Genomic DNA, 21,783 nt, shown 5'->3' with positions numbered 1-21,783 from the left:
TTGAGTAGCGTGGGAACATGAGCGCACCAGCGAAGACCGGAGAGTCGAAGAGACAGCGGCTCACCAAGGGGGGCCGCAAGACCCGCGAACGCATCATCGAGGCCGCTGCGGAGCTGATGTTCCACCGCGGCGCGGGGGGCACGAGCATCCCGGACATCCAGGCGGCCGCCGGGGTCAGCGCGTCGCAGATCTACCACTACTTCGGCGACAAGCAGGGCCTGGTCCTGGCGGTCATCGACTACCAAACGGACACCCGGCTCGCCCAGCAGCGTCCGCTGCTGGACAACCTGGACAGCATCGAGGCCCTGCGCGAGTGGTGCGACAGGGCAGGGAGCCGACAGGACGCAAGAGAATGCGAAGGCGGCTGCGAGATCGGCTCGCTCGCCAGCGAACTCGCCGACAGCGACCAGTCGGCACGGACCAGACTCGTCTCCGCCTTCGACCGCTGGGAAGGCCCCATCAGGTCGGGACTCGCGCGCATGCAGGCACGGGGCGAGCTGAGCGAGCGCGCCGATACCGCCGCGCTCGCCACCGCTCTGCTGGCCGCCATCCAGGGCGGCATGCTGCTGTCCCAGGTCCGCCGGTCGAGCACCGCCTACCGGCAGGCCGTGTCAGCGGTGATCGACCACATCGAGAGCCACCTCGTCCGGTAGCGGTTCGGGGGCGTCAGCTCACCACTGACACCCTTTCACCTGCTGATACAGAGTTCAGAAACAGGCACTCAGCTTGTTCTTCAACCTTTCAACCGTTGTAGGGCGGTAACGGTCTTCTCGCGGCGGACGGTTTTGCCCACGTCATAGCGGGGTGCCCGATGCTTGTTCGGAGTGCCGGGCGGTCGCCCGGGGCCGGGCCGGTGTGGTTTTGGTGCTCTGGCGGGGCAGGGCATGTGCTGGCGGAGGTTCCGAAACGTGCGCCGGACCCGCGCGGGAGTGAGCCGGTGTGGTGCGGTCGGCTTCTCCCACGGGTGTCGCAGATCAAGAGTGATCGGGCGGGCGAGTCTGAGCTGGGTGTGGGCGGCGATGATCAGCCACGTCCACCGGTCGGCCGCCTCGGGTTCTCCCAGCCGGGGCCGCGTCCAACCCAGCGTCTGCTTGAACAGGCGAAACGTGTGTTCCTTATCAAGCGTCGCAGGAATGCCTGCCAGGCCCGGTTGACGTCCGCATTGTCGATGCCAGTCTTCGAGGACCACAACCACACCGCCGGAGCCGCCCGGTCCTTCGACAGGTGCTCAACCTCCAGCCGGATCAGCGTGCCCTCGACCAGCGGGAGTTCGCCATCATGGTCTAGCCAGGCGGCCCGATGAGTCAGACGCGGGTGGACCCGGTCCCAGGCCTGCGCGGTCGCCTTGCCGTAGTTCGCGGTGGCAGTGCGGGTGGTGACGGCGGGCTCGGGCCAGGTCTCGGGCTTGGCGAAGCGGAACTCCGGGCCATGCTTCGGCCGGGCGGCCGCCCTTCGGGTCGTAGACACGCGGCGGCTTCGGCAGCCGCATCACACGGTCACCGCGAACACGGCCGACCAGCTCAACGGGCAGATCGCGCAACACCCAGGCCAGACGGGTCACGTCGTAGCCGGCGTCCGCCACGATGACGATGTCCGGTTCACCCGGCGCCCACTGCCCCGCCGCGACAAGCCGTTCGACAATGCCGCGGAGCTGGGCGGCGGTAACCGCGGTGGCGTCGTCGGCCGGTCCCAGACGGACCGCGTCCAGAATCTGCGTCCACGAGGTGGCGCCCATCTCCAGCACGGCGACGAACGAGTACGGCCAGCCGGGGATGAACTGCGAGGCCGCCTTCGCCCGCCCGTAGACGTGCAGAACAGGCGGTCCGGCGAGCACGGCGCGTCCGACCGCAACCACGGCGACACGTCGACGGCCAGGACCAGGCGCCCGTCCGGGAAGCGTGGCAGCGACAGGCCAGCCAGCGACGACCGCAGCCGGTCAATGTTGATCCGGCCCTGGTTGAGGCCGTCGTACATCGCACCGTGTCCACGGCGGTGTTCCGGCAGGAGGGTCAGCTCGACTGCCGAGTGCACCGCGCCGGGCGCACACAGCACCGCGTCCGCCAGCTCGAACAGCTCATCACCACGTCCGGTCTAACTGGCGTATAACTCGTCCCGGAAGCGTGACGCTTCTCCTACGGCGGCTTCAGGCAGCAGACCCACTCTCACGACCTTCGTCTCGTTCAGCACACCTTGATCGGAGTACATGATCAGACGAAGACCGCCTCAGCGGCACGAGAATGCCCAGGTGAGCGGTTTAGTTCGAGGACCGTTTCGACACTGGAAGGCCGAACAGGCCCCGCTACGCGGCGCAGTCGATGAGTTTGGGCGGCGATAGGGGTCTGATGGGGGACACCCGATCTCTGGAGGCTGCCCATATGGCTGAGCCACACGTTCTGGAAACTCGGAAAGCTCTGGAACGGGCGATCCACGTCGAGCGGTTGGCGCTCGCTCAAGACCTCGCCGACCTCAGCGAGGCCCAGTGGGCGAAAGTATCACTGTGCGAACGATGGACCGTGGAGGAGGTCGTAGCCCATCTGACGGCAGGTGCCAGCACGAGGATGTGGCGCTGGCTGCTGAGCATGCTGGCCGCGCGGTTCGACCCCGATCTGCACAACGACCGACGGCTCGCAAAGCATCGTGGTGCTACACCTGAAGAGACCTTGCGGCGATTTCGCGAAGTTGTCGCCGGGCCCGCCGGGCCGACAGGACATACTGCGGCCTGGCTGGGCGAGATCGTCGTCCACAGCGAGGACATCCGCCGGCCATTGGGTCTTGTGCGGACACCCCCGGTGGCCACGACGACCGCCGTGGCCCGGTTCTTCGCCAGCCGCGATTTCACCGTCGCGAGCAAGACTGCACTCGCGGGCTTGCGGGTCGAGGCCACAGACGGACCGTTCACCACCGGCTCGGGGGATCTGCTCCGGGGGCCGACCCTCTCGCTGGTGATGGGGATGGCAGGCCGCGCAGCGGCCTGCGAGGACCTTGAGGGGCACGGTGCGGCAGTCCTGCGCGCCCGACTGCGCTCAGGTTGCAGAACAAGCTCAGCTTGTTCAGGGACTGAACTGGATCAGAGTTTCAGCGCCCCGAAGGCGCCGTCTCGGAAGGTGAAGACGGTCGGCTCGGCATCGAACTCCTCGCGGAAGTGTCCGCAGTGGCCAGGTTCTGCGATGTGAGGTGCGAGCAGGTCCATGACGGTGTAGAGGTCACCCATCATGTCGTCGAGCCAGAGGTTGCGGCTGAACAGTCCCCATACGTGGCGTTCACCGCCGGCCGTGGTGAAGCCGCGGGACTGGCGTCGCAAGGATGCAAATTCTCCTCCTGGCAGGCGGCTGTCCGGGTCCGGAAAGAGCAGCGGATATGAATGCTCCTCCGCGTCGAGCTCTGCTGGCCGCTCCAAGGCCAGGCCGAGGTGCCATCGCAGGGCTGCCAGGACCGTGTCGGGCGTGTCGTCCTGGAGGACGCAGGTGAGGACGACTTCGTAGTGGAGGCTCATGGCAACGTATCTTGCCCGGCACGACCGACGACCCCGATCACGGCCGCACGACGGGCTTGAGCACGTGCGATCCGGGTCTCCGGGCGTTTGACGGTTCTGCCCACGTCGTAGCGGATGGCGGGCTGTCTGTGCTTCTAGCCGAGAGGCCGGCCGGGGCCCGGCCGGTTCGGTTTCGGTGCACGTGCCGGGCAAGGCAGGTGAGCGCGGAGGTTCCGAAACGCGCGGCGGACTCAGGCGGGGGTGAGTCGGCCGGGCTCGGCCGACTTCTCCCAGGGGTGGCGGAAGTCCTCGGTGAGAGGACGGGCCAGGCGAAGCTGGGTGAGAACTCCCTGCCCGACGGCGAAGCCGGTCAGCGGCAGGATCACCTCGCTCGACAGCGGTGGGAAGGGGTTTTCCAGCGCGATGGCCAGGCCGGCTCCGGGACCGCCCAGGGTGTCGACGAGATCGGCGGCCCAGCCCGCGATGCCGTCGGCGGGTTCATTCGGCAAAGCCGTGGACATGAGGTGCATGCGAGCCTCCCAGCTGGCGGGTCAGCCGGGACAGGCACCCGACTGCCCTCCAAGCTAGAAATCGCAGCTCAGCGGCGGTATGCGGATTGCCGTCCGGTCCGGTGGTGTTTTCCGCACTACTCACCCTGCGGAAAACCGCACCCGTACGGACCGGGCACTGTGCCAGCAGGCCGGCCGCAGGTGACTGACGCGACCACGGGCGCTGGGCTGCGGCCTTTCGGACTCAGCCTCGACCCGATGGAGGGCGAGTCCCTGTCTGGCTTCGTCCTGTGGCTGGCCCACCGCCTCCATGCTTCGCCCGACCCAACGCTACGGGCCTTCTGGACCCGGGAGCGACACAACGTCTTCCAGTGGCTCCGCAAAGCGGACCACCAGCCCTACTACGGCGCCCTCAAGCCGCTGCTCGATGACCATGCTGAGCACCTGGCCAAGGCAATCGACCACCACCGTCAGTGACGGCATGCACAATGCGTTCATGAGTCACGACTACAGGCCCGGTGACGTGCTGTTGCTGGAGTGCCCGTTCACTGAGACCGCCGTCAGCGGGGTCACCCGTTACTACGTATCCGTGCGGTGGCCGTGGTTGGAAGTGGACCCCCAAGCCGAGAACATCAGGTGGAACGGCCAGAGGGCGCTTCCAACGCCCGCGGCCCGCGAATGGGAGATCTTCCAAACGGAACCCGCGGAGACCGCACTGAAGCCGGGGGATATCTGCCTGGTGGGTATCCCCACGACCGTGGTGCACGTCCAGGCGGTCCACCGCTTTGATCCGCCCCTGGTCACTGAGCCTTTTCCATCATCGGCCTGAGCTGGCCAGATGCAGGGCCAGGACGGCTTGGATGAGGGCGGTGATCCGGGTGGTGGAGCATCGGAGCTTCCGCAGGAGCCGCCAGGACTTGAGGGTGGCCATGGCGTGCTCGACGAGGGCACGGATCTTCGCGTGGGACCGGTTGACCGCCTGCTGGCCGGTGGAAAGGCTGTTCCAGCGCCCCCAGTACGGGGTGCGGACGGTGCCGCCGGCGCCGCGGTAGCCCTTGTCCGCCCAGCAGGTGACGTCGGCTTGGGCGAGGGCGTCGACGATGCCGTGTTCGCGGGCCGCGCGGATGTCGTGGACGGCCCCTGGCAGGGCCGCTGAGGCCCACAGCAGTCGGCCGAAGGGATCGGCGAGGACCTGCACGTTCATCCCGTGCTTCTTGTGTTTGCCCGAGTAGAAGGGGCGGTCGGCCGCGATGCGGTCGATCGGCAGAAGTGTGCCGTCGAGCAGGACGAACGCCTTCGTCGAAGCGGTGCGGACGGCGTCGGCCAGGGTGGGCGCGAGGTCGGCCAGGAGGTCCACGGCCTCGGTGACGTAGCGGTAGGCGGTCGTGGTCCCGACGCCGAAGCCGGCGGCCAGCTGGGCGTAGGTGTGTCCCACCCGCAGGTGAGCGAGCGCGAGAAGGGCCTGCCGGCCCGCGCCCAGCCGCCGCCACCGGGAGCCGATCGCACGATGGTGCGCCCGCAGTTGCCGTGCGAGGAAGCGCAGGGTGGAACTGGACACGTCGATGCCGGACGAGTAGACAAGCATGTGAAGCCTCTGGTGGAGACGGTTCTCTTGGTCGAAAACCCATCTACCAGGGGCTTCGCCTCGCTGTCAGGCCAACTGCTCAATCCGCACGGCAGGTTGGAAAAGGCTCACTGGCATGCTGCCCCGACCCGCGTCCTACCTCGAGGTCCTGCAGCAGGGTGAGACCCATGATCCCTCCCTTGAGGACCAGGGCTACACGATTGATCCGGCCGGCGGCGAACCCATACACATTGAGCTGTTCTTCCGTCCGTACGCCTTCCTCGAACTGGGCGATGCGGTTGCTGACCGGAACGGACGCGCCTGGAGGTTCGACGCGGCCTGGGACTGGCACCCGTTCGACGGTGAGCAGTCGGGCACTCCGACCTGGCCGCTGACGTTGATCACCCGCCATGGTGAGCCGACACCGAACGAAGCCGAAAAGGTCGCTCGGGCAACAGCGGTCGGCAGCCACTGGGACGAACTGGAGCGGTGGAGCGGACTCACTCACGCGCGACCAGCCGCCCATCAGCAGTAGCCCCACAGGCAACGCGCCTACCACCAAGCCCGCGCACATCCCCGCCACCCGGCAGTCCGCCACTGGCTTCAGAGCCAGCGCCGCGGCTGGCTACTCCTCCACCCCGACCAACAACACCTCCTCACCACAGCCAGCCTCGTTGCAACCTGATTAGCGCGAACTGCCGCACCCGGCTTCCGTCCTGTCCCGACAATGGGCGGATGACCGACGCGCACTTTTTCAATGACGAGCCTCTCCTCGACCACGCAGCACCGAGCCGAACTCACCGGTACCCAGCGTGACCCTGCCCTCACGCTGCGACGAGCGGCCCGAACAAAGCATCGAGAGCTGGCGCACCAGGCTGCAGGACGCCGGAGTCGCCGAACAGCACCTGGACGGCGTGATCGGCCTGATGGGCATGCTGTTCGCACCACTTCGCCAAGCACTGGGCTACGGCGCCAACACCCAGGCCATCGCGCTGCGGCGCGGCATCGACTACTTCGACCGGTACATGGTCTTCGGCATCCCCGACGACGACCTTCCGAGCACACCTTCGACACCGCCCTGCAGCAACTGACCGACGGCGCTCCGGGCGCCGAAGCAGACGAGCTCCTCCTGCGGCTGCGATACGACACCCAGCGCATTACCCGGCGCATCCAGTACAAACGCGCTGCCGACACACCTCTACCGGCTGCCGCGCTTCTCAAAGCCGCAGCCCAGCACTACGGCCACCTGACCTCCGCTCCCCAAGGGGCCCTCGGCCTGTTCACCGCGGACCGCGCCATGGGCTTCCTCGCGAAAGACCTCCTGACCGACCTCGCCGAGCCCGACCGGCCCGCAATCCTGAGAACAATGGCCGCTCGCACTCTGCAACCCCGTCACTGCGCGGAACGCCCCCGACAGCCCAGACCACACGCAGGCAGCGGCCACGCCCGACTGGATAGGTGAGGCCCGCTCACTGATCAGCCACGAGATCGCACGGCACCTGAAGGTCAGCCTGCCCGGCGGGGATCGGCTCGTCCTGCCGTTCACGTCCCACTTCGAGAGCGAACCGGTCGACTGTTCCATGAGCAGCACGCTCGAGCTCGACATGTCCATCGTGTTCGACGTCGATGACGCTCTGCGCGATTACGCCGAGACGGACGGTCCCGAACCCGAGGCGGACGGGCGCATCCAGATCGGGTATGCCTACGCGACGATCCGGTTTCCTGCGACATCAGACTCGTCGTCTATACGGTGGCCGCGGGTTCCGCCGACGCGGAAAAGCTGGAGTTCCTGCGGGTCGCCAACGGCGTCCAGGCCGAGGGCTCCTCGCCTCCGGGTCCCGGACTGTTCTCTACGCCGTAACGATCGGGCCGGCCGAATCTCGTCCACGAGCGAAGGTCAGGCCCGTCAGTGAAAACGACCGCTCACGGCTCTCCTCATGGACGTGCGCCCACGCGACCGACGCGCTTGATCGGCCGCGGCTGGCCTGATCCCGGCGAGGCGCCTGCGCGACCGTCACCAGCAGGCGCAGCACGTCGTGGACCTCCTCGAGCGTCTCGTCGAGGTCGAGAGGTTCGTAGTCGTCCATGACCGGGCAACGTACGGCAGCGTCGGCCTGACCTACCTGGCCCCGGCCCTTCCCGAGGCAACGCTGCGCGCTCACTTCACCGCTGCTACGGCAGCCGAGCGCGTCCAAGGCCGCGAACCTGAGTACCCGCAGTGCGGTTTTCCAGTGGTACCCCGGTAAAGGCGTTTGACTGCGGGCGCGCGTACATGGATCAGAGGGAAGAACGGAGGAGCCGAGCGCCATCAGGATCGCCCGGACGAGCAGTGGGTCCGGGTACCGCAGGACATCGATAGTGAGGTGGTCTCCGGTCACGCATCCGCGATCCCCGCACTCCCGGCAGAGTTCAGGCCGGGCACGCGGAAACAGGAGGCCGGCGCATTACCGGGGCCGGCAGATGGTGTAGCAGTTCCTTCGGGGCTCTGGTGCCGGTACGGCGCCAGGGCCCCTCCACGGGTTCCACAAAGAGGTGCAACGACGGCAGACGATTCCTTCGGGCGTCTCGACGACGACCACCCCGCCTGCACCATGGGTCGGGCCGCCGAGATGCCCGGCACCACGCAGGGCTTCCTCCTCGCCGTCGGTGAAGCCCGCCTCATCACCCCGCTGCGCTCCGCGGGCGGACACCGCCGCTATTCCCGCTACCAGCTGCGCATCGCCGCCCGCGCCCGCGAACTCGTCGACCAGGGCACCCCCATCGAGGCTGCCTGGCGCATCATCGTCCTCGAAGACCAACTCGAAGAAGCCCAGCGCATAAACGCCGAACACCGCCGCGCCGCCGAAGCGTCCGAACCGCCCGCAGCCTGAGGCAGTGCCCGGTCATTGCCTCAGATGACAGGGTGTACGGGCCTGCGGCGCCTGCGTCAGCTCTCATGGTTCAGAAGTTCCCTTCGCCCACGTCTTCAGCGTGGGCGTTCAACTGTGCTGCCGGACCAGGTGGTCACCTCGGCCTCGCGCATGTTGCGAGAGGCGTACATCGGCTGGACGGCTTGAGACATGGCCGCGTCCGGTAGCTGCCGTCGCCCGTGCGTGCGGTGCTGTCGGCCGGACAGTGGGGCCCCCTGTCGCGGGTGGGAGAGGGCCTGTCACAGACAGGATCGGGGTCGCTCGGCCATGGGCCGCGCGACCCGAGGTGCAGCTGGGGACGGACGGAGCTGCCTCGGCCGAGAGTTCCTGGATGTCGGCATCGCCTGAGAGCGTTCAACCGTCGCCGAGACTGGAAGCGACGAGGCTGCGGTCCTGGTCGCCTGCGTGCTGGTCGCTGGCGACCAGGGTGTGGCTCGGAAGGGACAGGGGTACCGGGACGGAGGATTGAGGCCGCGGGCGGCGGGGCGCCGCATGCCCGGTGCGGCTGTCGTGCGGTTTGGGGAGCAGACGTTCAGACGCTCGTCCAGGCTTCGAGGAAGGCTTTCCGTCCAGCAGGGTCGTCCGACCTGCGGTCTGCGTGCAGGACGTGCCAGGCGGTGAGCTCGAGATCGCGGAGCCACAGTTCTCCGATGACCTGTGTTTTGAGGTCGGGGAGATGGTCGGACTCGACGAGCGCTTGACCGATCACCTCCCCGGCCGCGACGCGTTGGGGCGGGGTCATCTCATCGACAGCCGAGAGGATCTGTCGGGCCAGGGCGGTTCCTTCGCCTGTCAGGGCTTGCAGCACCTCGGCCTTGATGTTGGCGGGTAGCAGGTAGGCGGTGCCCGAGGCTCTCCACAGGTTCGACCAGAAGTGTTCGCCTGCCTCGGTGGGAGCAGGGAGCGCGGCCAGCAGCCCGAGGAGATGGCCGGTGGACGCGTAGCCGCCGGAGTGGGCAGCCGCGACGACCGCGATGCCGGCGACGCGCTCCACATCGAGATGCCGGGCTTCGAGGTCGGAGACGAGGCCCAATTGGTGTTCCAACTGGTTTGCGAGCGGGGCGGACACGTGGGGGCGGACCTCAGGAAGCATCGGTGATCCTTGCGGGTAGGCGAGCGGAGATGCCGGTTCGGAAGCCCTGATCGTTCCCCTGGACCAGCGGCTCTACTCGGGTTAGGGCGGCCCAATTGGCGGGATCTGGGAGCCGCACCGCGTCGATCCCCCGTGAGAGAGCCCACGCCCGGCTGAGGCGGCGTCTGGTTTTCGGACCAGCCTCTCGAAAGGCTGTCTGGTGAGATCTCCTAGCATGAGCACATGTTTGCCAGGGGCGCCCGGGAGTCCGGGGGAGGATGGGAAGCCATGTCGCGTGACACCGCTGAGGTCGAGCGTGTGCACGTCGTTTCAGAGCGTGGAGAGCAGAGCGAAGCCGGTCTGCCCCGCGGACCACAAAGTGACGGCGCGGGAGAGAACGCCCATACGGTTGCCGCTCTGGTGGAGCGGGCGGCCGATCTGGTGGAACCGATCAAGCCGAGGCTGCGCGGCTGGTTCCATGCCGGGATGGTCCCCGCGGCGCTGGTCGCAGGTGTCGCGCTTATCTGCCGGGCTCCTACCCCGCAGGCGGCCTTGGGCTGCGCCGTGTACTCGGTCACCGCCTGGCTGCTGTTCGCAACAAGTGCCATCTACCACCGCGGCACCTGGGGGCCGGTCGGCGAGGCTCTTCTGCGACGTCTCGACCACGTCAACATATTCCTGATCATCGCCGGCACCTGCACCCCCCTTGCCGTACTCCTCCTCCCGACGGACCAGCGATCCGTGCTGCTGTGGATCGTGTGGACGGGGGCCTTGGCCGGCATCGCATTCCGGGTCCTGTGGATCGGAGCCCCGCGCTGGCTGTACACCCCGTGCTACCTGGCCCTGGGCTGGGCGCCGGTGCGCTACCTGCCCGACTTCCTGCACACCGGCGGGGTGGCCGTCCTCACCCTGATCGTGACCGGCGGCCTTCTCTACAGCGCGGGCGCGGTCGTCTACGCCCTCCAACGGCCCGACCCCTCCCCCCGCTGGTTCGGCTTCCACGAGGTGTTCCACGCGTTGACTGTGGCAGCCTTCGCCGCGCACTACGTCGCCATTTTCCTGGCGACCTGCTGACCCCCACATCACTGCACGCCTGTAGGCCTGTCGGCCTGCCCGCCCGCTCGCCTCACCAGCGGCCCGGATGCGCCGCGAGACCGGCGCACGGGCCACCGGGGCGCACGCCGGGGCAGGAAATCTCCACCGGAAATACGCGCTCTTTTGAGCGCTTAACGGCGGTCACTGTTCCTGAGACGCTACGCTTCGGGTCGGTCAATATCTATGGCCGCGAGGTGAGGGTTTGACGCGTCGCACGGAAAGTGTTTTTGCTGCAATCAGCAGGATGGAGCCATTTACCGGACTCGGCCCCCCATCTCATGCTACTGTCGATCCCAGTTGCAGTTGTGGTTCCCAAAAACTTCAAGCGCATTCGTCGGCACCTTCAGTCGCTGGCGGCGTTTTTTCGTATGGCCGGTCGTTTTCCGGGCGGGGCATCATCGCGGCGACCCGGTATCCGTGCATCGCGGGTCCCGGCGTACTGTCCAAGAGGAGATATGACATGGCGTCAGGCACTGTGAAGTGGTTCAACGCAGCCAAGGGTTTCGGCTTCATCGAGCAGGACGGTGGGGGTGCCGACGTGTTCGCCCACTTCTCGAACATCGCCGCTCAGGGCTTCCGCGAGCTACTCGAAGGCCAGAAGGTCACCTTCGACATCGCGGCGGGCCAGAAGGGCCCGACGGCCGAGAACATCGTCCTCGCCTGACGCTGACGCGCACTTCGTAGCTGGGGCCCGCATCCTTCGGGATGCGGGCCCCAGCTACGGACATTTGCCGCAGTGGTGCGACCTGCGGGACGAGAAGCGTCCGCGGTCCCTCGTCCAGGGATGCGCGCCTCGTCCAAGGCGCAACCGGTAGGCGTCCGGGATTTCACGCCCCTATGGCGTCAGAAATTCCGTCGATGCAATCCGCGTCAGATCTACTGCACTCCTAATTCTTTTTCGCATTCCATTCGGTCCGTTCTTGTGATTCCCCGCGCTGCTTCCGCTGCGGGAATTCCTTGATACGTGCCGCATCAAGGAAGGTTCTCCATGAACTCCGCACGTACCAATGACCTTTCTTCCCGTCGCAGCCGTGGCGACGGCCCCGCTTACGGTGCCGGTTCGAGGCGGGACGGCCGTTTCGGATCGTCCACCCCGAGCCGTTCAGGGGGTCAGAGCCGTTCGGGCGGCTACGGGCGACGGCCCGCAGTGGTCCAGGGCGAGTTCGCCCTGCCGAAGACGATCACTCCCGCACTCCCCGCGGTCGAGGCGTTCGCCGACCTCGACATGCCCAAGCAGCTGTTGGCCGCGCTGGCCGCGCAAGGTGTGAGCGTCCCGTTCCCGATCCAGGGCGCGACCCTGCCCAACACCCTCGCGGGCCGCGACGCCCTGGGACGCGGGCGCACCGGCTCCGGCAAGACCCTCGCTTTCGGCCTGGCCCTGTTGGCCCGCACCGCCGGACAGCGCGCCGAGCCCCGCCAGCCGCTGGCGCTGGTCCTCGTGCCGACGCGTGAGCTGGCCCAGCAGGTGACCGACGCGCTCACCCCCTACGCCCGCTCGGTGCGGCTCCGTCTCGCCACGGTCGTCGGAGGAATGTCGATCGGCAGGCAGGCCAAGGCGCTGCGCAGTGGAGCCGAGGTCGTCGTCGCGACGCCGGGCCGGCTCAAGGACCTCATCGACCGCGGTGACTGCCGGCTGAACCAGGTCGCGATCACCGTCCTCGACGAGGCGGACCAGATGGCTGACATGGGCTTCATGCCCCAGGTCACCGCGCTCTTGGACCAGGTCCGCCCCGAGGGCCAGCGGATGCTGTTCTCCGCCACCCTCGACCGCAACGTCGACCGCCTGGTCCGCGGCTATCTCACCGACCCGGTCGTCCACTCCGTCGACCCGTCCGCGGGTGCGGTCAGCACGATGGAGCACCACGTGCTCCACGTCCACGGCGCGGACAAGCACTGGACGACGACGCAGATCGCGGCGCGCGAAGGCCGGGTGATCATGTTTCTGGACACCAAGCACGCCGTCGACCGGTTGACGCAGGACCTGCTGAACAGCGGGGTGCGGGCCGCCGCCCTGCACGGCGGCAAGTCACAGCCGCAGCGCACCCGAACCCTGACCCAGTTCAAGACCGGGCACGTCACCGTGCTCGTGGCCACGAACGTCGCCGCCCGCGGCATCCACGTCGACAACCTCGACCTCGTCGTCAACGTCGACCCGCCGACCGACCACAAGGACTACCTGCACCGCGGCGGCCGCACCGCGCGCGCCGGCGAGTCCGGCAGCGTCGTCACCCTGGTCACCCCCAACCAGCGCCGCGACATGACCCGTCTCATGACCGCCGCCGGCATCACGCCCCAGACCACCCAGGTCCGCGCCGGTGAAGAGGCACTCGGCCGGATCACCGGCGCCCGGACGCCCTCCGGCATCCCCGTGACGATCACCGCGCCGGTCGCCGAGCGGCGTCAGCGCAGCACGTCGTCCTCACGCGGCCGGCGCAGCCCCGCCTCGGCCGCCCGGCGCATGGCCCGGCAGTCCTCGTTCGACGCCGCGGCGTAAGGACTTCGTGTTCAGGTTCAGGAAACTGGCCCACCTCTGCAGGAGGCACGTTGTGACGATGGTTCAGATGCAGCCCCGTTCGACGGGCGCCGCCCCCATGTCCAGGACGGCGGCCGACGCCATGGAGACCGCCGGACCGCAGGTCTGCGACGACATGACCGTCGAGGTGGCCCTGTCCGTCATGGCGAGCGCCCGCACCGGGCACCTGCTCGTCTGCGACGACGACCGCGTGTGCACCGGACTTCTCACCCATGCCCAGCTCACCGCGGTCCGCGACAGCTCCGTGTACACGGACCGGGTCCAGCTGCGGGACCTTTTCGTCGACCCGGGGCCCTTCGCCTCTCCCGTGACCACGATGGCCGAAGCCGAGCACGCGATGCGCTACCGCCGCCTCGATGCCCTGCCCGTGGTCGACGAACACGGCAACGCCCTGGGCGTCCTCGCCCTGGCCCGCTGACCGCCTCGACCGCGGCAGAACCATCCCCTCGTTCTTCTTCCTGTGAGGCATCATGCGCTGTGTCATCGCCCGCTTCCCCTTCGACCTCACCAAGAGCGGCGTCCTGGAATCGATGAAGGGCGTCAAGCCCGAGGAAGTCGTCGGGGCGTCCGTGACCATCGGCCGTCGCACCTACCCCGTCTAGCAGGTCGGGCAGGTCGTCACCCGCCAGGACCGCCGCGACTTCAGCGCCGGCGAGGTCCTGCGGGCCATGACCCAGCTCGGCTTCACCTGCCGCGACCTCTCCCGAGCTGCCGCACCCGAGCGCATTCTCAGCCCGTTGCAAAAGGCTTCCGCGATGCTCGGGGCCCCCGCGGCAGGCTGACCGACGGGCAGGCGTGAGCCGCCGTCGCAGCAGTGAGCTTCGCCGCCGTCACTGTGCACTCGCATGCCATCCTTCCGGCTGCCACATGAGGTACAGGCGGTAGCGCAGGGCGCACGGGGGCGGACCTGACCGCACACGGTCCGAGAGCGGTGAGCGCCTGGCGGCCGGGTACTCAGGCGCAGCAGGCTGGGACACGTGGTGCCATATGCGCCGTTCGGTGCTGGACTGGGCTCCGGCACCCGCGTGTCCGGAACGCGAGTCCTGAGCGGCATCGAGTTGAGGAGTGAGGAGGCGCCGTGACCGCATGGGGGCAGGCGAGAATGGCGCGGGCCGGGCGTTGACGCTGGCGGGGACGTTGGAGGCAGCGGAGGCCGCGGCGCCCGTGGAGTCGCTCGATGTGGTCGCACGCATGCTCACGGAGCGCCTGGGGACGGCGTCGGTGTCCTTCCTGATCACCGACTTCACCGGCAGCTCGGTTGTACGGCTGGGCGCGGCGGGCAGTGTCGACACCGGTGAGCCGGCCCGGCGTATCCCGCTGCGGGGCACCCTGTACGACGAGGTGATCCGCAGCCAGCGTCCGGGTGTCGAGGACCAGGGTGAGGGCGCGCCGGTGCGGATCGTCGCTCTGGTGCCCAATCGCGCGGATGCCATCGGCGTCCTGGATCTGTTCTTGCCCGCGGCGCCGGATGCGGAGACGATGCGGGAGATCGGTGAGGCGGCGCGCGCGCTGGCCTATATCGTCATCGCGAACCGGTCGTTCACCGACGTCTACTTCGTCCCGAAGGTCGATCTGCCGTTCGACTTCCAGCCCGCGCACCCCTATCGGGTGCAGTCGCTGGACCTGCAACCCGGCGACAGGCTGGTGATGCTGACGGACGGCATGCTGGAACGCAACGCCCGGAGCCTGGACTTGGCGGACCTGATCGTCCGCACCCGCGGGCTGCATCCTCGCGAGGCCGCTCGCACCCTCATCAGAGCGGTCGTCGACGCCGGCCAAGAACATCTGGAGGACGATGCGACCGTCATGTGCCTGGACTGGCACGGAGTCGGCCACTCCCGGCGTGACGCCGCCACCGGCGCCGACCTCATCGACGCCTCACCCCCGTCAAGAACGGGACCAACCGCTGCAGCGCGTTGAACTTTGGGGCCGCATGGCGGGTCCTGCAACACCAAGGGCTTCGTGCGAGTCCGCAACGCGTGCCCGCGGCTGCGCGAGTGGGACGACGGCCGAAACCGAAGCATCAGCCCAGCCCCGGAACGAGCAGCACCTTGCAGGCGTCCCCGGTGAGGAGATCGATCGCCTCGTCGACCTGGTCGAGCCGCAGTCGGTGCGTGATCAGCCAGTCCAGGTCCAGGCGCCCGGAGTTCAACAGGAGCAGTGTCTGTTCCCAGGTTTCCCACAGGCGGCGGCCGAAGATCCCGCGCAGTGTGATGCCTCGCTTGTTGATCTGGGCGGCGACATCGATGGCCACCGGTCGGCCCGGGTGTCCCACGGTCACGACGGTGCCCTCTCGCCGTACCGCGTCGAACAGGGGCGGGAGCGCGGAGGCTGCTCCGGAGCATTCGAAGGCCACGTCGGCACCTCCGCGGTGGCCGCTCAGTTCGCGGCTTCGCTCGGCGACCCCGTCCCCGGGCTCCATCGTGATCACTCCGAGCCGTTCGGCTTCGGCGCGGCGGAAGGGGTTCGGCTCGATCACGATCACGTAGGCGGCGCCCATGAGGGATGCCAGTCGCGCGACGACCATGCCCACGGGCCCGGCGCCACTGACCAGAACGCCTCGTCCGGCCACCGAGTACCCGGCTCGCTGGATGGCGTGCACCGCGACGCCGACCGACTCCAGCAGGGCGCCGGTCTCCAGGGGCACACTCTCGGGGAGGGGGACACAGATGCGGTGGGGCACGGCGACGCGTTCGGCGAAGACCCCGTCGAAGTGCATGCCTAGGATCTGTGTGCGCTCGCAGGTGTGGGCGTCCCCGGTGCGGCAGGCGAAGCACTGGCCGCACGGCAGGTGGCTTTCCAGGGCGACACGGTCACCGACGCGCAGGTTCTCCACGCCGGCGCCTACCTCGACGATGGTGCCCGCCGCTTCGTGCCCCAGGACGACGGGAAGCTTCAGGTTGAATGCCTGGGCCGCCGGTGACCACTCGTAGCATTCGCGGTCGGTGCCGCACAAAGAGGCCGCCGCGACCTCTACGACGACCGCGCCGTCGCCCGGCTTCGGTTCGGGCGCGTCGGCGGTGTACTCGACTCCCTTGCCGGAGGCTGCTTTGACGACTGCCCTCATGTGTTTCGCTCCTTCGCTGCTGGTGAGTGCCGGAATGGCCGGCGGGCTCGGTGATCGGTGGGTCAGGCCGGGGAGGTCGGTTGCGCGAAGCGCTCGAGCACGTCGACCGGGCCGACTTGGCCGCCCTTGAGCAGCAGGCGGCAGCCGGCTACCGCGGCATCGCTGTCGGTGCGGCAGATGGGGGCGGCCGTGACGAATTGAGAGCAGACGCGCAGCTCGCTCACGCCCATGGCCAGGAGTGCATGGCTGGAGGTGTCGCCGCCGAGCACGGCGATGTCCCGGGTGAGTCCCTTGACGGCCATGCTTCCTGCCAAGGTGCCCAGGAGCTCGCCCACGTATGAGGCGTCGAGGGGGCCGGTCGTGGCGTAGCGCGGGTCCTGTGTTCCGCGGGTGGTGTGCGCGATGATGTTCCGTCCGGCTGCGAGCCAGGCGGCCGCGCGCTTTTCCAGATCGTCCAGCAGGGACGGGTCCTGCCCGTTGAGCAGCTGGGCGGGCACGGCCAGTTCGGCCCAGCCGTGCGCGACGGCGTCGGCGATCTGAGCGGCTGTGGTGCTGGAGGCCGAGGCGCTGACGGCCAGCACCGGCCCGGAAGCGGGCTGGGCGTCGTCGGCGATGTCGGACCGCCCGGCGGCGGTGCGGGCGAGGGCGGCCATGATGCCGCCGGAGCCGACCACGATCGCCGGGTTCTGTCCGGTGCTGTCCTCCCGCAGTGCCAGTGCGAGGGTGTCGAGATGGCCGTCCTCGACGGCGTCCACGACGAAGGCTGCCGGACTGGAGTGGCGGAGTTTCGTCCACTGCTCGCGGAAGGAGCCGTCGGCGTAGGCGGGAAGATGGAGGGCCGCGGGGACCTCGCCGGTACGCAGCTGCGCGGCGACCACCTGCCGCAGGTCGGCCTCGTGCATGGGGGTCGACGGATGGTGCGCCATGACGGGATGCCGGTCGAGGCGGTGTACGCCGCCCAAGTAGCCGGCGAAGTGGTTGCTGAAGGCGGTGTACCGGCCGAAGCCCGGTTGCGCCGGCGCGATGGGGACCGGGCCGTGATGGGGGAACCGTTCGTGCAGCAGCTCGATGCCTCTGCCGATGCTGCCGCGTGCGGGGGAACTGTCGAAGGTGGAGCAGATCTTGTAGATCAGGACCTCTGCCTCGGCTGTGGCGATCTGCTCCAGCTGTGCGCGGACCAGCTCGTCGAAGGCGGACCCTGCGAGCGAACGCGACGGCCCGGCAATCCCCACGACATCGCAGTCGGTGGGGAGCGGCCGGCTGCCGTCCCCGACGACGAGCACGGCGTCGAGACCGTGGCGATGAGCCTGTGCGAGGACGTCGCTGGCACCGGTCAGGTCGTCGGCCACGAAGCTGACGTACGCCATGTCAGGCCACTCCCCCGAACTTGCGACCGGCGTGGAGGAGCGCCGGGTCGCCTGCCTGTGCCGCCGCGTGTGCGGCCACGTCCAGGGGGACGCCGTCGACGGCTGCCGTCCAGGCGGCGCGGAGGCTGCGCACGCCGGCGGCCGGTCCGTCGGGGTGCGCGGCCACGCCTCCGCCCGCAAGCATGAGCAGGTCGGTCGAACCGGTTGCGGCGAAGGTCGGCGCCGGGGTGGTGACGTTCTGCCCGGACGACAAGGTCGGTAGCGGGCTCAGGGTCTTGCCCAGCGGCTCGAGCAAGCTGTGCACGTTCGCGGCGACCTCTACGTCGGTTTCGTAGAACTTGCTGCCGAGACCGCTGACGTGCAGGTGGTCGGCGCCCGCCAGGCGGGCCAGCTGCTGCCACACTCGGTAGGACATCCCCAGCGCCGGCGAGCGCATCGCCCCGGCCAGACCGGCACGGTGTCCGTGCACGGGAACTTCGGAGAACTCCCTCAGCCAGGCCAGTGCGGGCAGCCCCATGACGGGGACGTTGAGCATCACGCATCGTCCGCCCGCCTCGACCACCATGTCGTGGCGCCGACGGAGCCCGGCGAGGTCACCCGTGATGTTGAACGCGTACATGACCGGGTGGCCGGTGATCTGTTCGGCCTCCCGGATCTCTTCGGTGGCCACTGCGATCCGGCGTTCCAGCGGAAAGTACGCCGGATCGGTCATCAGCTCGTCGTCCTTGATCAGGTCGACCGAGGCCCTGGCCAACTCCCTCACGATCAGACGGAACTCGTCCTCGGCTAGGCCCACGTTCGGTTTGATGATCGTGCCGATCATGACGCCCTCGGCGTTCCCCATCAGCCTGCGGGTGCCCGGGACGCCGAACGCCGGGCCCGGGTGAGCGGCAACGAACTCGTCCGGCAGCTCGATGTCCTGGACACGGCAGGCGAACAGTTCACCGAGCTCGAAGAGGTTTCCCGCGATCGTGGTCTGCAAGGTGGCCAGGTCCGTGCCGATGTTCTCCATCGGGAACTCGACCACCGCGAGGGCGGCCCGCACCTCCTTGGGGCGGCTGCGCGACGGCAGCGACGGGCTGCGCATGCCCAACTTCCGCACGTCGACGACCTGCGCGGCATGCCGTTCGCGGATGCGGGGCGACTCTCCCGGCACGGCGACGAAGGTGCCACTGGACTGCTCCCCGGCCATGACTGCGGCAGCCTGCTCCGGATCGATCTCCGACTCCAGGTAGTAGGTGCAGCGCACCACCCGTTGGTCACGCATGTGCTCTCCGTTTCTACAACTCTGATGTAGGGGACGTTCGCCGTCAGTTGTCGTCGTGCTGTGCAGCAGCTACCGGGCTTTCGCCGGGCACGGGGTGCGGAGCGGAGGACGGACGGTCGCCGTCTGCTGTCGGATCGCCCACTGCGCCAGCGGCCAAGGGCTGCTTCAGGACCCGACGTGCCCAAAGAGCGGTGATCAGCGGACACAGGATCGACGTCACCACCACCGATGAGGCGATGAGCACGGTCGCGGACTGGGCGGCCGGTGCGTAGACGGGGTTGGCGGCCGCCACGATCGAGGGAACCACTGCCGCGTTGCCGGCGGTGGTCGCCGCGGCCAGACCCGCGATGCCGTCGCCACCGCTCGCCTTGTCGGCCAGCAGGAGGACCGCTCCGCCGATTAGCACCACGAACAGTCCCAGCCCGATCCCCAGCAGGCCGGCCTTCCAGACAGCGGTCAGGTTGAGCGTGAGTCCCAGTGACAGCCCCAGGAACGGCACCAGCGCCGGCACGGCGGGGGCCAGGAAGCGACGCATCTCGGGATCGAGATTGCCCAGGAGCATCCCCAGCACCAACGGCAGAATCGCTCCCACCAGGGTCTGCCAGGGGAAGGCGGAAAGCCCGGCGGCGCCCAGCGTGACCATGGTGAGGAACGGGCCGGACTCCAGACTCATGACGCTGTAGGCGCCGACGTCGCGCTTGCGTCCGAACTGGGCCATCAGCGACATGTAGAGGCCGCCGTTGGTGTCATTCAGCGCCGCCACCACCGCGAGCGTGGACAGCCCCGCGAACGCCCCACCGCTGACCGGCGATTCCCCGAGCAGCCGGCCCAGGACTATGCCAACGAGCATCGCGAACAAAACCTTGGACCCCAGCAGCACACCGCCCTTCTTCGCGATGTAGGGCGTCGCCTTCACGTCCAGGGTCGAGCCCAGAGACACGTAGAACACGGCCAGGATCGCGGGCAGGCCTGTGTACAGGGCTCCGGTGAAGGAGCCGAAGAACTCTCCGGAGTCCGGCGCCGCCGTGTGCACCACAGCTCCGACGAGCATGGGGACGAGCATCAGCCCGCCCGGCACCTTCTCGATGCCGGATTTGATGGGCAGAGCCATGAGGACCTCCGAACGGCAATGTTCGAATGAACATTGGGTGGCTCGGACCGTAGCCGCGGAAAGCCTGCAGGTCAATAGGTCGCCACTTGCCCGACAGTCCGTGCGATGCAGAACGCTTCCCCGCGAGCAGGCCCGGCGAGTGTACGCTCGAGGCACACGTAATGTTCATATGAACACTGCTTCGACAGGGCGGCGCTACGAGTCAGCCCCCTGTTGAAGCCCGTGGCAGGAGGCCGGATAGCGTTATGGGCGTGGCTCAGGACGAGGTGGAACCAGTGCGCAACTCCCGGCAAAGAGCCATCCTCGGTGTGCTGCAGGAATCCCGGCAGGTCGACGTCAGCACCCTCGCGGAGCGCTTCGGAGTGTCCGGCATGACGATTCGCCGTGACCTGGCCGAACTCGATCAGGCAGGGCTGCTGGACCGCGTACACGGCGGCGCCGTGCCCCGCCGGGCACCGGCTTACGGCTCCCGTTCGTCGACGATGACGATCGAGAAGTCGAGGATTGCGCGGGCCGTGGCCGACCTGGTCGAGCCAGGTACTTCAGTGGGTATCGACACCGGCACCACCTGTACCGCAGTCGCCGCAAAACTCGCCGGCCGGGACGATTTGACCGTGATCACCAACTCGCTCCACGCGGCGTTTGAGCTGCGCGACACAAGGAGCCGGGTCCTCGTCCTGGGCGGGCTCATGACACCCGAACTGAGCCTGGTCTCCTCATCGGCCGCGCAGGAGAGGCCGCAGATCCATCTCGACCTGATGATCCTCGGCTGCGGCGGACTGTCCGTCGACCGCGGGATCACCTACTTCGACCCCGCCGAGGTCGAAGTGCGCCGCACGCTCCTCGATCTCGCGGACCAGGTCGTTGTCGCCGCCGACCACACCAAGTTCGATCGCAAGAAGGCGATGGCCCTCGGCGACCTGTCGGTCATCGATGTCCTTGTCACCGACCAGACGCCTCCCCCTGGGCTGCGCTCCGCATTTGCGAAGGTCGTTGTCGCTCCGTAGTACTCGAACCGAGGGCGGCCCCGTAAGTCTGCACGCGAGCGGGATGAGCCCGGGCCGGACCAGGCATGCGGGTCCGATGCCGTGCCAGGCCAGGAGGTCGGCCAGCTCCAAGTGGCAACACGCTTCGGACACAGGAAGTAACCAGCCGCGCCCGCAGCCCGAGCCCGCCAGGGAAAAGCCCGAACAGCAACAACTATCCCCAAGGCCCTGCGCGCACCGACGCTACCGACACACAACACGACCGCCACAGCACGAAAGACAGCACCCACCACAAACCACACAACCGAGACTGGAGGAACCGGCAGACAAAGCCAGCCGACACCGGAGCCCACACAGACGACGACCGTGGGTGCCCGCGCACGGCACCGCTGCCGAGGCCGGCTCGTACCACCGGGACCTCGCCCGACAGATAGCTGCTGTACCCGATGAAGCGCTCGCCACCGACCAGGCCGACCGCATCGGCGACTACCTGGCACAGCCCGAGCTGGCCCAGGTGACGGCCGGCCTCTACGTCGGCGACAGACCGGAAACGGACTTCCGGCGGTGATGACGCGGCGCGAGGAGATGCCTCAGTCGCCCCCGGACGTGCTGATCCTCGTCACCGCCCTCACCGACGACTGGGGCGTCACCGACCGCCGAGGCCGGCCCCGGCGAGACGGTGTGGGCGGTGCTGAGCACCCGTCGAGTGACCGGCTCCGCGGTCCCCGGCAGGCGCCCGCCGGATCGCTTGACCCACCTTGCCGTCGAGCCCGTGACCACTGTCCCCACGACGACGAGGGCGACTCGTCGAACCGGCGACGCGTCGGAGGG

The 21,783-nt window shown here is 68.4% G+C and carries 22 protein-coding genes and 4 pseudogenes; 15 read left to right on the top strand and 11 right to left on the bottom strand.

Features of this window, described 5'->3' with window-relative positions:
- Positions 1-17 precede the first annotated feature (17 nt).
- A complete protein-coding gene (locus AC0VYN_RS16870) occupies positions 18-653 on the top strand; it encodes a TetR/AcrR family transcriptional regulator (protein ID WP_475536723.1) in 636 nt (211 codons plus the stop codon).
- An 80-nt stretch (positions 654-733) separates the two neighbouring features.
- Here the strand turns inward: AC0VYN_RS16870 and AC0VYN_RS16865 are convergent.
- Positions 734-2,073: pseudogene (locus tag AC0VYN_RS16865) on the bottom strand (NF041680 family putative transposase).
- 242 nt (positions 2,074-2,315) lie between these two features.
- Here AC0VYN_RS16865 and AC0VYN_RS16860 point away from each other — a divergent pair.
- Positions 2,316-3,173: a maleylpyruvate isomerase family mycothiol-dependent enzyme gene (locus AC0VYN_RS16860; RefSeq protein ID WP_475536722.1), complete on the top strand. Its 858-nt coding sequence runs from the start codon at positions 2,316-2,318 to the stop codon at positions 3,171-3,173.
- On the opposite strand, the gene AC0VYN_RS16855 is transcribed toward AC0VYN_RS16860, so the two are convergent.
- The 3 genes and pseudogenes from AC0VYN_RS16855 to AC0VYN_RS16845 form a co-directional block, all read right to left on the bottom strand.
- Positions 3,068-3,493, bottom strand: a complete 426-nt coding sequence (locus tag AC0VYN_RS16855; RefSeq protein WP_475536721.1) for a hypothetical protein — start codon at positions 3,491-3,493, stop codon at positions 3,068-3,070. The two genes, AC0VYN_RS16860 and AC0VYN_RS16855, sit on opposite strands and share 106 nt — an antisense overlap.
- Positions 3,490-3,813: pseudogene (locus AC0VYN_RS16850) on the bottom strand (hypothetical protein); the annotation flags it as partial. The pseudogene AC0VYN_RS16850 and the gene AC0VYN_RS16855, both read right to left, overlap by 4 nt.
- Positions 3,811-4,002: pseudogene (locus AC0VYN_RS16845) on the bottom strand (DedA family protein); the annotation flags it as partial. The pseudogenes AC0VYN_RS16850 and AC0VYN_RS16845, both read right to left, overlap by 3 nt.
- A gap of 237 nt (positions 4,003-4,239) precedes the next feature.
- Here AC0VYN_RS16845 and AC0VYN_RS16840 point away from each other — a divergent pair.
- Both AC0VYN_RS16840 and AC0VYN_RS16835 read left to right on the top strand, forming a co-directional pair.
- Positions 4,240-4,458 (top strand): hypothetical protein, encoded by a 219-nt coding sequence (locus AC0VYN_RS16840; RefSeq protein WP_475536720.1) that lies wholly within the window; start codon positions 4,240-4,242, stop codon positions 4,456-4,458.
- A 19-nt stretch (positions 4,459-4,477) separates the two neighbouring features.
- Positions 4,478-4,810: a hypothetical protein gene (locus AC0VYN_RS16835; RefSeq protein WP_475536719.1), complete on the top strand. Its 333-nt coding sequence runs from the start codon at positions 4,478-4,480 to the stop codon at positions 4,808-4,810.
- Here AC0VYN_RS16835 and AC0VYN_RS16830 read toward each other — a convergent pair.
- Positions 4,799-5,566 carry an IS5 family transposase gene (locus AC0VYN_RS16830; protein ID WP_191835362.1) on the bottom strand — a complete coding sequence of 256 codons (768 nt, stop codon included), beginning with the start codon at positions 5,564-5,566 and terminating at the stop codon, positions 4,799-4,801. The two genes, AC0VYN_RS16835 and AC0VYN_RS16830, sit on opposite strands and share 12 nt — an antisense overlap.
- A 115-nt stretch (positions 5,567-5,681) precedes the next feature.
- Here AC0VYN_RS16830 and AC0VYN_RS16825 point away from each other — a divergent pair, with 115 nt between their 5' ends.
- A complete protein-coding gene (locus AC0VYN_RS16825) occupies positions 5,682-6,080 on the top strand; it encodes a hypothetical protein (protein ID WP_475536718.1) in 399 nt (132 codons plus the stop codon).
- 277 nt (positions 6,081-6,357) lie between these two features.
- Positions 6,358-6,636, top strand: a complete 279-nt coding sequence (locus AC0VYN_RS16820; protein ID WP_475536717.1) for a hypothetical protein — start codon at positions 6,358-6,360, stop codon at positions 6,634-6,636.
- 759 nt (positions 6,637-7,395) lie between these two features.
- Here the strand turns inward: AC0VYN_RS16820 and AC0VYN_RS16815 are convergent.
- A complete protein-coding gene (locus tag AC0VYN_RS16815; protein WP_475536716.1) occupies positions 7,396-7,632 on the bottom strand; it encodes a hypothetical protein in 237 nt (78 codons plus the stop codon).
- Positions 7,633-8,136: 504 nt separating this feature from the next.
- Here AC0VYN_RS16815 and AC0VYN_RS16810 point away from each other — a divergent pair.
- Positions 8,137-8,415, top strand: a complete 279-nt coding sequence (locus tag AC0VYN_RS16810; protein ID WP_475536715.1) for a MerR family transcriptional regulator — start codon at positions 8,137-8,139, stop codon at positions 8,413-8,415.
- 571 nt (positions 8,416-8,986) lie between these two features.
- Here the strand turns inward: AC0VYN_RS16810 and AC0VYN_RS16805 are convergent.
- A complete protein-coding gene (locus AC0VYN_RS16805; RefSeq protein WP_475536714.1) occupies positions 8,987-9,547 on the bottom strand; it encodes a hypothetical protein in 561 nt (186 codons plus the stop codon).
- A 267-nt stretch (positions 9,548-9,814) separates the two neighbouring features.
- Here AC0VYN_RS16805 and trhA point away from each other — a divergent pair, with 267 nt between their 5' ends.
- The 6 genes and pseudogenes from trhA to AC0VYN_RS16775 all read left to right on the top strand — a co-directional run bounded on the left by trhA (position 9,815) and on the right by AC0VYN_RS16775 (position 15,074).
- Positions 9,815-10,600 (top strand): PAQR family membrane homeostasis protein TrhA, encoded by a 786-nt coding sequence (gene trhA / locus AC0VYN_RS16800; protein WP_475536713.1) that lies wholly within the window; start codon positions 9,815-9,817, stop codon positions 10,598-10,600.
- A gap of 481 nt (positions 10,601-11,081) precedes the next feature.
- On the top strand, positions 11,082-11,285 hold the full coding sequence (locus AC0VYN_RS16795) for a cold-shock protein (protein ID WP_007387007.1): 204 nt from the start codon (positions 11,082-11,084) through the stop codon (positions 11,283-11,285).
- Between the two features lie 324 nt (positions 11,286-11,609).
- Positions 11,610-13,115, top strand: a complete 1,506-nt coding sequence (locus AC0VYN_RS16790) for a DEAD/DEAH box helicase (RefSeq protein WP_475536712.1) — start codon at positions 11,610-11,612, stop codon at positions 13,113-13,115.
- Positions 13,116-13,167: 52 nt separating this feature from the next.
- A complete protein-coding gene (locus AC0VYN_RS16785) occupies positions 13,168-13,572 on the top strand; it encodes a CBS domain-containing protein (RefSeq protein WP_475536711.1) in 405 nt (134 codons plus the stop codon).
- A 52-nt stretch (positions 13,573-13,624) separates the two neighbouring features.
- Positions 13,625-13,936, top strand: a pseudogene (locus AC0VYN_RS16780) (SCO5918 family protein).
- 337 nt (positions 13,937-14,273) lie between these two features.
- On the top strand, positions 14,274-15,074 hold the full coding sequence (locus AC0VYN_RS16775; RefSeq protein ID WP_475536899.1) for a SpoIIE family protein phosphatase: 801 nt from the start codon (positions 14,274-14,276) through the stop codon (positions 15,072-15,074).
- 103 nt (positions 15,075-15,177) lie between these two features.
- On the opposite strand, the gene AC0VYN_RS16770 is transcribed toward AC0VYN_RS16775, so the two are convergent.
- The 4 genes from AC0VYN_RS16770 to AC0VYN_RS16755 all read right to left on the bottom strand — a co-directional run bounded on the left by AC0VYN_RS16770 (position 15,178) and on the right by AC0VYN_RS16755 (position 19,966).
- Complete coding sequence (locus AC0VYN_RS16770; protein WP_475536710.1) at positions 15,178-16,221, bottom strand: alcohol dehydrogenase catalytic domain-containing protein; 1,044 nt, start codon at positions 16,219-16,221, stop codon at positions 15,178-15,180.
- 62 nt (positions 16,222-16,283) lie between these two features.
- Complete coding sequence (locus AC0VYN_RS16765) at positions 16,284-17,588, bottom strand: four-carbon acid sugar kinase family protein (RefSeq protein WP_475536709.1); 1,305 nt, start codon at positions 17,586-17,588, stop codon at positions 16,284-16,286.
- 1 nt (position 17,589) lies between these two features.
- Positions 17,590-18,855: a RuBisCO large subunit C-terminal-like domain-containing protein gene (locus tag AC0VYN_RS16760; RefSeq protein ID WP_475536708.1), complete on the bottom strand. Its 1,266-nt coding sequence runs from the start codon at positions 18,853-18,855 to the stop codon at positions 17,590-17,592.
- Positions 18,856-18,898: 43 nt separating this feature from the next.
- A complete protein-coding gene (locus tag AC0VYN_RS16755; protein ID WP_475536707.1) occupies positions 18,899-19,966 on the bottom strand; it encodes a 2-keto-3-deoxygluconate permease in 1,068 nt (355 codons plus the stop codon).
- Positions 19,967-20,217: 251 nt separating this feature from the next.
- Here AC0VYN_RS16755 and AC0VYN_RS16750 point away from each other — a divergent pair, with 251 nt between their 5' ends.
- Both AC0VYN_RS16750 and AC0VYN_RS16745 read left to right on the top strand, forming a co-directional pair.
- Positions 20,218-20,973 carry a DeoR/GlpR family DNA-binding transcription regulator gene (locus AC0VYN_RS16750; RefSeq protein WP_475536706.1) on the top strand — a complete coding sequence of 252 codons (756 nt, stop codon included), beginning with the start codon at positions 20,218-20,220 and terminating at the stop codon, positions 20,971-20,973.
- A gap of 349 nt (positions 20,974-21,322) precedes the next feature.
- Positions 21,323-21,520 carry a hypothetical protein gene (locus tag AC0VYN_RS16745; RefSeq protein WP_475536705.1) on the top strand — a complete coding sequence of 66 codons (198 nt, stop codon included), beginning with the start codon at positions 21,323-21,325 and terminating at the stop codon, positions 21,518-21,520.
- Positions 21,521-21,783 lie beyond the last annotated feature (263 nt).

The organism is Streptomyces sp. 63XJN7_1_ISO-PGPR-S23-121, from assembly GCF_056173025.1.
This window is presented reverse-complemented; position numbering and strand designations above follow the sequence as displayed.